The following is a 12838-nucleotide window of genomic DNA, read 5'->3' as shown; positions in this document are numbered from 1 at the left end:
TGAGCTTGACTTTCCAACCCTGACATGTCCAAAATAGACATATGGAAGTCGTGGCATGACCCACAATCCAGGCACGAGTTACCTAGTTCACATGCCTGACGGGAGTGAACTGGGGCCAGCTTCGCTAGATGACCTTTGCGTTTGGGTCGAAGCTGGTGTGGTTAGCAAGACAACTGCTCTAAGCATTGTCGGCTCGGAAGTACGCGTGCCAGCCGTGTCAATCCAGGGACTTTTCGGTCCAACTTCAGCTCCGGCTCCGGTTCAGCCTTCACGACCACTGTCTCCATCACAAAGTGTTACGCCGATAATCAAAGGCTCCGGTCGGAATATATTCACTAGCAGCAAATCTGATGTTGTTGTCGGATGGATTGGTGTCCTGCTAAGCGTTCTCGTCTTCTTCGGCCTGATTCTCGTGGTCGCATTGGGGGGCAACACCATGTCTGCCGGAGATATGGTAGGCGCTGTTCTTACTTGGTTAGTCAACTTTGTGATGGCAACCGCCTTCATCGGGCTGATTCGCTCTCGACCTTGGGCATTCTCGGTTGGTTTGGTGGCAGGCTGCCTGGGGACAGTAACCAATTTTATCGGAAGAGCTTTGGAGACCCCAAGTAAGTCAGAAGGCGGGCTTGATACTGGCTTCACCGTGCTGGTCTGGCTGGTGCCGATTGCATTCGCTATCTATTGCTGGCGAAGGCAGAATTCACTTAGGCAGGTGGGACGTGTCTGACTTCCCCAGCTACATTGTCCACCAACCTGACGGAACGACCTTTGGTCCAGTAGATGTCGCCACGCTCAAGGAGTGGGCTACCACCGGCATCGTGACGAGGGAAACGGCAGTATCAATCCAGGGCGAAGAACGACGAATACCCGCTGTTGTAGTTCCGGGCCTTGATGTCTTCTTCCTCAGGCGCCACTCCCAAAACTCAGGGCCAGCGACAGACATTCAACGAGTTGAAGGCGACGATTCCATATTTACACCTGAGCTTGACCAACCGAGCGCAGAAAGGTGCACCGGAAAAGTTCAGGATTTTGATGGCCAATACGGAACCCCGAATTCGCCAAACACCAAAGAGCAACTGTTGATGTATCTGTATTTCTTGGGAATTGCTGCGCTGTTATCCTATGGAATTCCGCAAACTATCATTTCAAAGCCATACTTCAGAAGCGGGGACTACAACCGGTCACCGCAAAGCCTAGAGAGTGACTCGATTTTTAGAGTTGTCTTGATTCCGCATAGGGTCGCGAGTGACTCGGGACTGATTGGCTGGGTCGTAGTTCCCGTATTCTTAGTCGCGATTTCTTGGCTAGTCCCTTGGCTGATTTTTCGTCGTACTGGCGGTGATGGCCGAGCTTGGGGCATCCCATTCGTGGTTGCGGCAGGCGTTTGGTTAGCCCTTCTCCTTTTTGGGTGGCGACACTTTCCCTAAGCAACGGGCCGGAATTGCCATCGGCAGCGTGTGCAGAGACCCGGTCGGGTATGCGAACTTCAGCCGCGCGCATGCGCAGTCTCCGACGTTAGTACCATCATTCGCCGTTTCGATTGAATCAGCCTGCGCATTACGCGCAGGCTGAAGTCAAGTGTCTAGCTCGCTACACCCCACTTTTCCCTTACGAAGTCCACCGCGGCTTGCTCACCCGCCTCTGCCCGACTCAAGCCTTCTGCCAGTTGCTGAGTCATCACGGTGTCCTCCCATTCCTCGCCCCCAACAATCATGTTCTCACACTGCAAGCACCTATATAGCGCATGCATGGCCTCGCCCAAGCGCCGCCACTCTTTGTTTTTCCCAGAGATTGGCTCGAACATCTTCGCTCGCGGCTGGATGACTTCGTTGAGTTGACCGAAGAGTTTGAAGAGCTCCTTGAGCTCTTCCGGGCTTGGGTTGGAACCAACCTGAGGCATTTCCTTCCACCTCGCCGTACTACCTAAGTTGGTTGCAGCAACGATGACCTCAAGAAAGAGGAGTTGAATGTCATGAATCGGATGCGAACAGTGGTACACCGGTCGAGAGTGGCCCAGACAGGTCATCAAGCGTTGCATGGCCTTGGACTGTTCATTGCGCAGTTGCCCGATGGAGAGTGAAGTTGAGAGCTTGATATCAAGTGTCGATTGTCGTTTTTGTACTTTCCTCATAGATTTTTCCTTGCTGGCAGGCAGTATTAGAGCCGCCCCATTTGTCAGCATCTCAACTCACTGTCGCAAACGCGGTTCCGAGGCCGGGCCGATGCGAAATCGACCAAAATGCATGAATTTAGGTTGAAATAGAGATTTTTTCGGCTGGCATGACATTGCAATACTGCATTACAATGTATACAGAATGGACCGCAAGCCTAACCGCACGAAGCAAATCGTCATTCGTCTCAGTCCCCAAGAGCACAGCAACATCATCAAGGCCGCAGGTTTTGCCAATCGGACGGTCAGCGATTGGAGCAGGGTCGGGATGACCGAGTTCGCTGCGCACGAGATAAACAAGGTTCTAGACCCCGACGACCACGAGGAGTTGCGAAAGCGGATTATCGACCGGGTGTTCAGAAAAGGCAGTTGAGCTCAAAGATGCATTGTCGCTCGTCGACGCGCCATCTGAGCGTCTCACAAACGACCGGTTGCGGCACGCTTGTGGAGCGAAATCTGCGGCCCTGGACGTGAACTCAACGCTGCGTCCCAATCCTGCATCCCACAATCAACGAGGACTTTGAACGTCAAGTTGATGAGTGATGGCATGCAGGAGCAGAAATGAACCTTGGGTACCAGCGCACAAGCACTCACGAACAAAACCTTATTCTTCAAACCGACGCACTTAACCAGGTCGGTTGCGACAGAATCTACAGCGACCAGGTCTCCGGGTCGGTCATCGACCGGCCGGGTCTCAACGAACTGTTGGAGTTTGCCCGTGATGGTGACACAATCGTCGTCTGGCGCCTGGACAGACTTGGTCGCTCGTTGCGACACCTGGTTGACCTGGTGGAGCAACTTCGGGAACGCGGAGTCGGCTTCCGCTCAATCACCGAAGGAATCGACACAACCAATCCATCCGGTCGACTATTCTTCAACATCGTAGCGAGCCTTGCGGAGTTTGAAAGGGACCTCGTCCGCGAACGTACACTCGCTGGCCTTGCCGCCGCCCGTGCGCGCGGACGATGCGGCGGTCGCCGAGCCGTCCTCACAGGCAAAAAACTGGAGCTGGCACGCAAGTTACGTGGAGACCGCAACATGCCAGTCGACGAAGCATGCCGAATCCTCGGTTGTTCACGCTCAACATTCTATCGGTCAACACTCGAACAGGGAGGAAGCTAGAAGACCAGACACTCCGGGGTCCCTCGTCGATTCTATTCTGAAAATCAATCAGTTCTTTGGAATCCGGGTTGCAAGGGGGCTCGAGATTTAGAAGCACTTTACTGTACAATTTGGCCTGATGGCGATGTCACTGACTGCAAATGAGGTAAGCGCGGACAGTGCTTTTACACAGTGTCCGCGCCAGAGATTGAATGTGCTCGCACTGTTCGCGGGCGTCGGCGGAATAGAACAAGGCCTTGAATCTGCAGGACACCACACAGTAGGTGCCTACGAAATCGACGAGGCCGCGAAGGTGGTCCTTCGACATCGCTTCCCTTTGGTAAGCGTCCACGACAATATTCTTTCCTTGAAAAGAATTGACTCTGCAATCGACCTGGTGACCGCAGGATTCCCATGTGTCGACCTGTCGCAAGCCGGGCCGATGGTTGGGTTGGACGGAAAGTCATCAGGGTTGATTCGTCACGTTTTGCAGGTCGTCGCATCAAGTGAAGTAAAGAACTTGCTCCTTGAAAACGTGCCTTTCATGCTGAGGCTTGGCAAAGGTGCGGCGATGAAGGAAATCACGGAGGCTTTGGAACATGCCGGTTTCCGGTGGGCATACCGCACGATTGACGCCCGCTCGTTCGGTATCCCTCAACGACGCCCTCGAGTCATTTTGTATGCATCTCGAGAACGAGACCCTCGGTCGGTCATGTTCAGGGACTTTGCCGCTGAGTCCCGAAACGAACGCAAGCCAGTCGTGGGCATGAACACCATCGGTTTCTACTCGACGGAAGGAAACACCGGGTCCGGTTTGGTTTGCGATGCCATTCCCCCTCTGAAGCCTGGGTCTCGACTCGGCATCAAAAGTTCTCCGGCCATCCTACTTCCATCCGGTGAAGTTGGCACTCCGACCATAGCCGATGCTGAGCGACTTCAAGGGTTCGAGCCCGGATGGACTGAGCGGGCCGAGGGCTTGGGTAGAAACGCACGCTGGCGACTCGTTGGGAACGCAGTCAATGTTCGAATGTCGGCTTGGATTGGTGAGGGGCTTGCGACTTCAAGCTCGACTGAGTCACCGGAAGTTGATGGAGTTCCTGTCGTTGATGGCAGTTGGCCCACTGCAGCGTGGAACGTTGGCAGTGGTCGTTTTGGAGTCAACCTGCCTACCCACGTTGACCTAGAGCCGTTGACTCCTCTAGAACAGTTCCTAACTGAGCCTCTGGTTCCTCTCAGCTTCAGGGCCTGTGATGGCTTTGTTACTCGAGCAGAGAACAGCTCGCTCAGATTCCCGCCGGGCTTTCTGGATGCGCTTCGCTCGTACCGTGAGTCGATAACCTAGGTCGGCTGGACCAGGACGCCATCATCTCGCATCCGCTCAAAGTGGGTGACGACTTGCTCACCCAATTCGAAGTTGTCGACTCGAAGCCCCATCTCCATGTTCTCGCGCATGGCGGCCCCCGTTAAGTTGGCCGACGTGACGAATACGACCTCTCGGTCCCCAACGGCAACCTTCGCGTGCAAACATCCTGCTCGTCCATTCTCATCGGTGTCGCGAGTGGCGAGCGGCCAATGTAGTAGCCGGGACCTTGTTCGGATTGGCTCCGAAAATGAGGCCATGAAGTTCGGTTTCTGCTCTCCTGTCTTTGGATTGAGACTCTCGACCACTACGGTGACGACAACCCCACGGGCTATCGCTCGGTCAATCGCGGCGACGATGTTTCGAATATCAAATGCGGCGTAGACGACCACCAACAACTCTCGTTTGGCGCTGTCGATAACCTCAAGCAAGACCTGCTCGGTCCCGCGCATGGCCGAAGCCACGCTTGCGGGGCCCGTCCAGACGACCTCCAGGCTTGTCGCGGTCATCTGTCTACGAGCAGCAGCAACCACCATTGCAACCTCACTTGCTCGAAGGTCTAGGCAATCCAAACCAAGCTTTGAAGCTGAACTTTGCAGCACCAAACGCTGCTCTAGTTGGCGACAGTCCGCGGCCAACGTGTTCAGAAATGATACGGCAGGCGTCTCGCGATTTGCCTGTTGCAGCAGTTTGCTCAAGTTGCCAGCCGAGAGTGTTCTCGCAATTTTCGCTGCCACATCGGCCACGACATCATACGAATCATTCAAGGTGATGCTCCCTGAAGAATGCCACTTCGGGTTCGTTCAAGGTTGGCACCACCAAAACCCGGTCAAGGTACCGATTTCCCGTTTCGCACGACGTTTCGGGGAGAAACTGGCAGCTGTGGCATGCAGCCCCATGAAGCTTCGCATCGTGCTTTGGGTCGTGGCTGGAGCAATGAGGGTCCGAGCTGCACAAGGACGCACGTTCAAGTGCCAACCGCAACAGTGGTGCCAACTCATTTGGCTGCCCAAGCCCTACCAAGCCACCCAACGTCCCCTCGCTATCCGGCGTCGATGTGACGATGAGGATTCCGGCCATGTTGCCACCTCCATCGTGGGAAATCGATGCGTAGAGCCGCTCTCGCAGGCTGGCCGCAGAATAGCCGCACCGAATCGACATCTCGCGAACGAGGAGGTGGGCTAGGGAGTGCAGCAGATAGTAGCGAGCCGGGCGACCGGGCGGCCTTGGGTCAAGCCATGGTCGCCGGTCACACCAGAGGTCGTGCCCGCTGTTCAAAACCCCAAGTCTCCGCTTGACATCGTCGCGCCCTTCCCAACTACGGAGGGCATCCTCCCGGAACTGGATGAAGATTCCTTCGCCACGCAACTCAACTCCAGGTACCCAATTGGGAGCAGCTCGGGACAACCTGGCTCTGCGCTCCGCTGGAAGCGAATCCAACTCAGACATGTCGCCAGGGGCATCAATTCTTGAGAATGCTACAAGCGCCCTCACTTCGCGGTGCCGCTCAACCAAGACGACTTTTTCGATGACATCATCGAATCCGGGAGGTGGTTGAGTGATTGCGGTCCGCAGCCAAGGATGCCGCGTTGGGGTTGCCGCGCTCAAGACAGTCCACTCGGGGTCTTTGAGCGAACCGATTTCCTCAGATTCGCTTGATTCTTTGACCCTGCCGATTGCCTCCCATACTGGCTCAGCTTCGAGCCCAGTTAGCCAGTCGAACTGGTTCCTTCGCATGACGTACTTCAGGTCGCCAATATCGACCATGTCGCGAAACTCGGGCCAGTTGTCTTGAAGCCTTTGCTCCAAGTCGCTCATGGCGCTGGGAACGGAAATGGCAGACAGGGTGATTGGGAACCAGCTGTTAGAAGCGCCCAGCAAAATTGTCCGTGGCACCTCGTTGCAGTCATCAGCCGCAACCTCGCTCCTCAAGCGGTGATGAGGATGGTGCCCATCGCACTTTGGCCGGATGATGTTGAGGAGCGAATTCGTTCCGAAGGCCTTGGACATGCGCTGCTTGGCACCACATGCGCAGGTGACTTCGATGTCGGATGCCTCAACTACCAGGCCATATTCGATGAGTCGGAGTTCTTTGTTGCAGTCCGACGGGCCACCGTGGACGAACTCACGCCATGGGAAGTCGTTGAGATGCCCGTTCTCGCAGGCCACCAAGAAGCGGGCTGGAATGACCGGTCGCTTGTTCTTGTCGGCGATGTTTGGCTGCTTCGTGCAGTGCTTATGCACGTACTTGAACTCTTCCGGTCGGTAAGGATTTGAAATCGACTGGAAGTATCCCGAGTCATAGCGGGCGAGTAGTCGACAAGCCGAGCAGACCATCCAACGAGGAAACGGAGCAACCGGAACACCAACTGTCTCGACTTGCTGCCCCGAAGAGTCTTCGTGCAAGAGAGCCGGTGCCATGATGCGCTCCACCGTGGGATACATCCGTCGAATGGTCTGCAATAGCCGTGGCTCGTTGACTTCATCCTCGGCGCGCGTCTTCCAGTAGTCGAGGCCGAGCACAATTCCGGACACGTACGGCAAGTCGACCATCGCCCCAACTCCGAACGGGCTGATGGCTTGACTTCGTCTCACCTGACCTACGTTGGACCGGCTCATTCCTCATCCTCCGAGTTCGAACTCAGCTCGTGCATCACGAACGCGGAACTCTGCTCAACTTCCCGGAGCGAGTTGAGGCATGTGAAGTCTTGCCACTTCCCGTCGTCGGGTTTCTTGAGAAGGGCCACCTCAGTTCCAGACTGCCTGTAGGCAACCGAGGCGCCAGCGTCGCGGCGCCTTCGCACCTCAAGATTCCACTTGTCGACCCGGCTGCGAACCTCACTCCGCACAAGCTGACCGAGTTCTGCGCTCTGTACGTTTTCTGCTCGCCGAACGATGGCGTCGACGACCACATCGGTTATGGGGCGGTGGTTGTCCACGGTTGAAGCCGAGGAGTTCGGATTGAGCTCGCGACCTTGTAGCCTCGCTCCGCTGACCAGCACGGCAGACAGGGCTCGCTCTCGAGTTCCATCCGAGAATGGCGTCAATGAAGGCGTCTCAATATGCTTGTGGAAAGTCGAGTGAAAGTAGTTGAAGCTCTCGTAATGAGACAGGTCGCGAGGTCGCGCCCAGTTCTGAACGGTGAACACCAAACCCGGATGAGAACGGCCAATGCGGTTAGTAGCCTGAATGTATTCGGCGGTCATCTTGGGTTGCCCCGCAACAATCATCAGACCAAGGCGCTTCACATCGACACCGACTGAAATCATGTTCGTGGCGAGCAGGATGTCGTATGGAGTAACCCCAGTCTTTTCCACTGTAAATTGCTTCTCAAGGCGGTCCAAGATGTAAGGTATGTCGCCGGCCGACTTCCGCGAAGTCAACTCCTCGTACGACCGAATCGACCGCTGTCCTAGACCGACTCTGTCCATCCTCCAAAGCTTCTGATGGATGTCGTCGTCGATAAGACGGCGCATGCCCGCCAGCTCTCGAATAGACCCAAAGTAGCCGACCGCCGTCATCCAGGGGTCTGCAGTCTTGCCGTATCGTGAAGGGTCGTACATCAACTGCGCCGAAGCCATCGCCGCGCAATAGGAGCGAATCAGAGCTGCTTTCAGCCTCCGGCCGGGACTGCAGATTCCAACGTATTTGGTGCCCGGATTGTCGGGAGTCGCTTGTGGTTGCTTGCTGAAGAAGTTGTCCTCGACATCAATCCCCGCTGGTGGAAACACCTTAAGGTTGCGCGCAAAGAGCCGATTGACTTGGTCGCCTGCGCGTCTGACCGTGGCGGTTGACACGATGACCTTCGGGCGAACCTTCACTCCATCGTGTTCCCAGGAGCAGAGTTCGTCAATCGCCGTTTCATAGATTCCCACGAGAGAACCCAGCGGCCCGCTGATTAGGTGCAACTCGTCCTGGATGATGAGGTCGGGAGGCCTGAGATTGCCGTGGGGCTGCACAGTAACGGCAGGCAGTCCTCGATGCGCTGGGTGCATGTTCGAGTCGTGGTCGCTCTCGGACGACAAGAACCCGTGTCGAACGCAGAACCGGTCGACGCGGCCAAAAAGCATCTGGGTTTCTCCATTCCACGGCATCTGCGCAAACTTGTCGACCGTTGCGATAACGAGACTGGGAAGCAGCCGATAGACTTCCTCGTCAACCACCACCACCGGCAAGCCGCCGTCGAAACCGTTCTTCGGACTGTTCGCCTTGCTGAATGGACAAATCCCCTCATCGTCACCGCAGAAGATGTACGTCCTCTTGGTTGCAACCGAATTGACGACCTCAATGTCGTTGTGCTTGAAGTCGATGGGGCTACCGCACCACGGGCAGTTGGTGAGCTGCCGAACCGAACCACGGCCCCACCCATCGTTGCTCACTTGGTCCTGAGCATCAGACGTCTTGTTTGGAGTGGTTGCTTGCCCAACCCACAATCCGATTCGGAACGGCCAAGTACCCCACTTCTTACTCGGTTCATCACGTCGGATGCTCTCGCAAGCGCAGATAAGCGCGGTTGCTCGCTGGAACTGTTGAAGGGTCAAGAGCCTGAGCGTGTAGCGCATCAGGACTGCCACACCGGTATCTGCTCGCAAACCACCCAAATCACCCTGAAGTCGGCGGATGCCGAGCGTGAATGCCGTCAGGCCGAGATAAGCTTCCGTTTTTCCGCCACCCGTTGGGAACCATAAGAGGTCGGCAACCTGCTCGTTTGCCCCGTCTTCAAATCGGTCAGAGTGCCCTGGCTTCGCTAAGGACGGCAGGTTCAACAACACGAATGCGAGCTGGAATGCGCGCCAACTTCTGTTCTTGGGTTCGTCGAAGTCGGCCAGGGTCTTCGACTCCTCGCGGCGCTTAGCCTCAGAGAGCATCGTGTGGACGCGCTGGAGATACATCGCCCGGTTCGCAAATCGGAAGGCATCCGCGGCCTTCTCATCGTCAAGCAGAATCTGAATCCCCGCTTCGATGCGGTCGGCGGCTTCGCGACTTCGCTTGAGCACTCGCTCAGTTGCATCTCGAAACTCGCCCAAGCCCTCGGTGGCAACCTCAACTCTAGCCTCCTCGCTCTCAATCCATTTTCGATAGCCGTCGACAAGCGGCATGAGCTTGTCTTTAAGTTCATCGGTTGGAGTCTCCGACAGCACCTTCATGTCGGTGACCAATCCCTTAAGTAGCGGTTCGTTCTCGGGCCCGCTGTGGGTGGCCTTGGGAACCTCCGTGACCGGAACGCAAGTCGTCCAGATTCGGTCGGTAGAATCCCACTTGCCGAGGTTGCGGTTCCAATCGACAGCAACTCCGTGGCCGACCGCGAACTCGACCCGCTTGCGGTACGACATCTCAAGTTCCTCAACCTCGTTCTTCTCAAACGGGTCAAGGTTCTCGTACCGAATGCGTCGGCGCCGCTTGATGAAGGCGCCGGAGCCATCCAAGGACTCCACGCTTAGAACCGGCTGGAACAACCATCGGGTGATGGTCTCGACCTTGCTCTCTGCGGGACCCTGGTTGTTGGTGAGAAGCAGGGTGACAAGCCAGTCGTCCTCACGCTCGACCACACGGCCCGTGACCACGACATTCGGGAATCCTGCATCGAGTTGGAGACCTCGAATGGGCCCTGCTCGTAAAGTCAACTCAACCTTGCCACCACGCGGATAGCGCTTCCAAACGATGAGCTTCTTGTTCGGGTCGTCCTTGGCGGTCAGGGTCTCGCTCTCTTCGCGAATATATTGTCCCCATTCGCCCTGTACGACAATGCGGCCGACGTCCTTCCGGACACAAAAGGTCAAGCCAAATGATGAGGGAAAGTAGGATTTGCTCGGGTCGACTTCAGGTTCCTCGTCATCCTCCTCAACACACTTTCCAAACCCGCCTCCCTTCGACTTGCCTGGGTCTACTTTGCCCTTTGGAGTTTGGAGGTCGACGTTGTCATCGGTCGTGTCGTCTTCAACTTCGGTCGGAACAGGGCCGTTGAGTTCAGTCTCGGGAAGAGCGGTGTCTCGAGGCGCGAGCATGCCGAGCAAGTACCGGTCGGTCGGCTTCATGAGCCGACCGTACTCAGCGTCGAGGGATAGCTCCTCGTGCGGTCCACCTGCTGGCCCTAGAAGGTCGCGGATGGCGAGTTCAAGCAACTCGTCGCGGATTTGGGATTCGGGAACAGACATTACGCCCCGACCATGCCGATGGCTGCCATTTGGTCATACAGTCGCTCTACGTCCTTCTGCTTAGCTTTGTATTTGGGCTTGGCCTCATAAAAACGCTCCAAAACGGCCAGCTTGCGTGGGCTCGGAGCATCGCTGGCCGAGACATAACGATAGAAATAGTCGATGGTCGCAGCTACTTCCAAGGTGGAGGCGTCCAAGCCTGAAAGCAAGTTCACCACTGCCGTGATGTTGTCGGCATGCTCATTCAAGAATTCTCGATGTTCGGTAACTCGAGCTTCAAAGCTCTCCCCAACCTCGTAACTAGAACCGCCGTTGTAGCCGCCCTTGTCGACAATCACTCCCATTGAGGCCAGCATTTCGGCATCCCACAGGATTTCCTGGCAGAACGGCCCATAGTGGTAAAGGTCGAATGAGTAAGACAGGGGAACACCGTGGCGCTTCAGGAAGTAAGGAATCTTCTGCAACGCCGTGCGACCCAGGGGATGCTTAAGTTCGTGACTCCGCTTCACGACCTCGGCCAGAACTGCTTGTTCTGGACTCAAACTCCAATCGAACTCAATTTTCACCTTCATTTACCACTCCTCACCTTGGCCACAAACGCCTCAATCTCCTGCTTCTGAGCCTGGTTCGCCACGTCGGCGAACAAACGCAGGCACCGGAAGCCGCGAGGGATTCGTGACAAAACCTTGCTGTCGGCGGTCACAAGCTTCTCTTGACCCACCTTGTCGATGACCATAAACTCGGCACCCTTGAAGTCCAAGTCGTCCCCATCCGGCACTTCGAACTTGTGGATGGCGACAGGCTTCTTCCCCATCTCGTCCAAATATATGTAGACATCAGTATACATTGCTTTCAGTGCCTTTGCAACCCTTCGCGCCTCATCGAGCGCCTTGGCATTGGCAAAATCCCCAGTCTGAAACACTACTTTGGGGTGATTTCGCTCAAGGATTCGCTTCGCGAAGTATGCCCGCTTCCTCAAAGCAACCGCCTCGTCAGCGGACTCATCCCCGGTGTATCCTTCGTTCCAGGAAGTCTCCCATCCCTCAGGCGGTCTGGCTCCGTCGGCATACATCCTATTCATCATCGTCACGTCGTTAAGCAACAGAACGTCATCTCGCGGTAAGCCGTCCCTGCTCTTGTCCAAAGCGTCGTGATACTCAATCAGGAAGTGGTCGTAAATGCGACGAATCCGGTGGAAATACACCTGGGCGTTCATCTGGAAGCGAGCCATGATGAGCGCCTCGACCATGTGAATTCCATCGGCCTCGATAGCGATTTCAACTCCTCCACCACTCAGTTGACGTAAGGTCAAACACTCGATGAGGCGTCGGTGGTCGAAGCGACCGTATTCCACTCCACAGTGGTGCGAGTCCCGAAGCAGGTAGTCGGTTCGGTCGGCGTCGATATGACCGGAGATGATGTCCTTCAGGAACATCGACTGGGGAGGGAGGTCGCCTTTCGACTCGTCGCTAACCAGCAGGTTCGCAACCTGCTCGGCCATTCCTGCGACCCATGTCTCATCAATCAGCTTGCCGAGGAACTCAGGGTCCTTGACGACCTTGATGCTCCACTCCTCATGCCCACCCGCCGACCACATATGCTCTGCGCCGTGACTGAACGGAGGATGGCCAGTATCATGGAGCAGTGCGGCAAGCCTGACGACCTGGCGTGCTTTGGCTAGCGTATCCTCCGCAAACCAGGGAACTTGCTCGAGTTCCTTCTCCATGGTTTCACCCTTCTTGGCGGCCAGGCTATCGAACATGGCAGATGCCATGGCCATCACACCGAGAGAGTGTTCGAAGCGAGAGTGGTTTGCACCCGGATACGCGTACTCCGTGAGGCCTAGTTGCCGGATGTGCCTGAGTCGTCGGAAGTAGGGCGAGTCGATGATGAGTCGCTCATTGGGCGAATATTTGATAAACCCGTGAATGGGACAACGCACCCGGTCAATCGGATTGTCGCCATCAGAAAGGTATTTGGGGTCGCGATACTCGGCCATTTGGAGAGGAGCAAGATTCAGGACGGAACGCCGCGGAGATTCGAACCAACCTG

Annotated in this window: 11 protein-coding genes; 5 read left to right on the top strand and 6 right to left on the bottom strand. The window is 56.0% G+C overall.

Translation table 11 applies throughout. The features are described from left to right. The first annotated feature begins 55 nt into the window (after positions 1 to 55). Positions 56 to 727 (top strand): hypothetical protein, encoded by a 672-nt coding sequence (locus J0L72_08635; protein MBN8690844.1) that lies wholly within the window; start codon positions 56 to 58, stop codon positions 725 to 727. Next, positions 720 to 1427 carry a hypothetical protein gene (locus J0L72_08630; GenBank protein ID MBN8690843.1) on the top strand — a complete coding sequence of 236 codons (708 nt, stop codon included), beginning with the start codon at positions 720 to 722 and terminating at the stop codon, positions 1425 to 1427. Before J0L72_08635 ends, J0L72_08630 begins: the two co-directional genes overlap by 8 nt. 155 nt (positions 1428 to 1582) lie before the next feature. On the opposite strand, the gene J0L72_08625 is transcribed toward J0L72_08630, so the two are convergent. Next, on the bottom strand, positions 1583 to 2131 hold the full coding sequence (locus J0L72_08625; GenBank protein MBN8690842.1) for a hypothetical protein: 549 nt from the start codon (positions 2129 to 2131) through the stop codon (positions 1583 to 1585). Between the two features lie 184 nt (positions 2132 to 2315). Between J0L72_08625 and J0L72_08620 the strand changes: the two genes are divergently transcribed. The 3 genes from J0L72_08620 (at position 2316) to J0L72_08610 (ending at position 4613) form a co-directional block, all read left to right on the top strand. Next, complete coding sequence (locus J0L72_08620; GenBank protein MBN8690841.1) at positions 2316 to 2543, top strand: hypothetical protein; 228 nt, start codon at positions 2316 to 2318, stop codon at positions 2541 to 2543. A gap of 188 nt (positions 2544 to 2731) precedes the next feature. Then, complete coding sequence (locus tag J0L72_08615) at positions 2732 to 3292, top strand: recombinase family protein (GenBank protein MBN8690840.1); 561 nt, start codon at positions 2732 to 2734, stop codon at positions 3290 to 3292. Between the two features lie 124 nt (positions 3293 to 3416). Then, the gene (locus tag J0L72_08610; GenBank protein ID MBN8690839.1) at positions 3417 to 4613 is read left to right on the top strand and encodes a DNA cytosine methyltransferase; all 1197 of its coding nucleotides are present in this window, start codon (positions 3417 to 3419) and stop codon (positions 4611 to 4613) included. Here the strand turns inward: J0L72_08610 and drmC are convergent. The 5 genes from drmC to J0L72_08585 are packed head-to-tail and all read right to left on the bottom strand — an operon-like array spanning position 4610 to position 12785. Continuing rightward, positions 4610 to 5398, bottom strand: a complete 789-nt coding sequence (gene drmC / locus J0L72_08605; protein MBN8690838.1) for a DISARM system phospholipase D-like protein DrmC — start codon at positions 5396 to 5398, stop codon at positions 4610 to 4612. The two genes, J0L72_08610 and drmC, sit on opposite strands and share 4 nt — an antisense overlap. Next, entirely contained in the window at positions 5391 to 7250 is a 1860-nt protein-coding gene (locus J0L72_08600) for a DUF1998 domain-containing protein (protein MBN8690837.1), read from the bottom strand. The genes drmC and J0L72_08600 overlap by 8 nt, the downstream gene beginning before the upstream one ends. Further along, positions 7247 to 10786, bottom strand: a complete 3540-nt coding sequence (gene drmA, locus J0L72_08595) for a DISARM system helicase DrmA (GenBank protein MBN8690836.1) — start codon at positions 10784 to 10786, stop codon at positions 7247 to 7249. Before drmA ends, J0L72_08600 begins: the two co-directional genes overlap by 4 nt. Beyond that, complete coding sequence (locus J0L72_08590) at positions 10786 to 11358, bottom strand: hypothetical protein (GenBank protein MBN8690835.1); 573 nt, start codon at positions 11356 to 11358, stop codon at positions 10786 to 10788. Before J0L72_08590 ends, drmA begins: the two co-directional genes overlap by 1 nt. Continuing rightward, positions 11355 to 12785 (bottom strand): HD domain-containing protein, encoded by a 1431-nt coding sequence (locus J0L72_08585; GenBank protein MBN8690834.1) that lies wholly within the window; start codon positions 12783 to 12785, stop codon positions 11355 to 11357. Before J0L72_08585 ends, J0L72_08590 begins: the two co-directional genes overlap by 4 nt. Positions 12786 to 12838 lie beyond the last annotated feature (53 nt).

The organism is Armatimonadota bacterium, from assembly GCA_017303935.1.
Classification (GTDB): domain Bacteria; phylum Armatimonadota; class Fimbriimonadia; order Fimbriimonadales; family Fimbriimonadaceae; genus JAFLBD01.
This window is presented reverse-complemented; position numbering and strand designations above follow the sequence as displayed.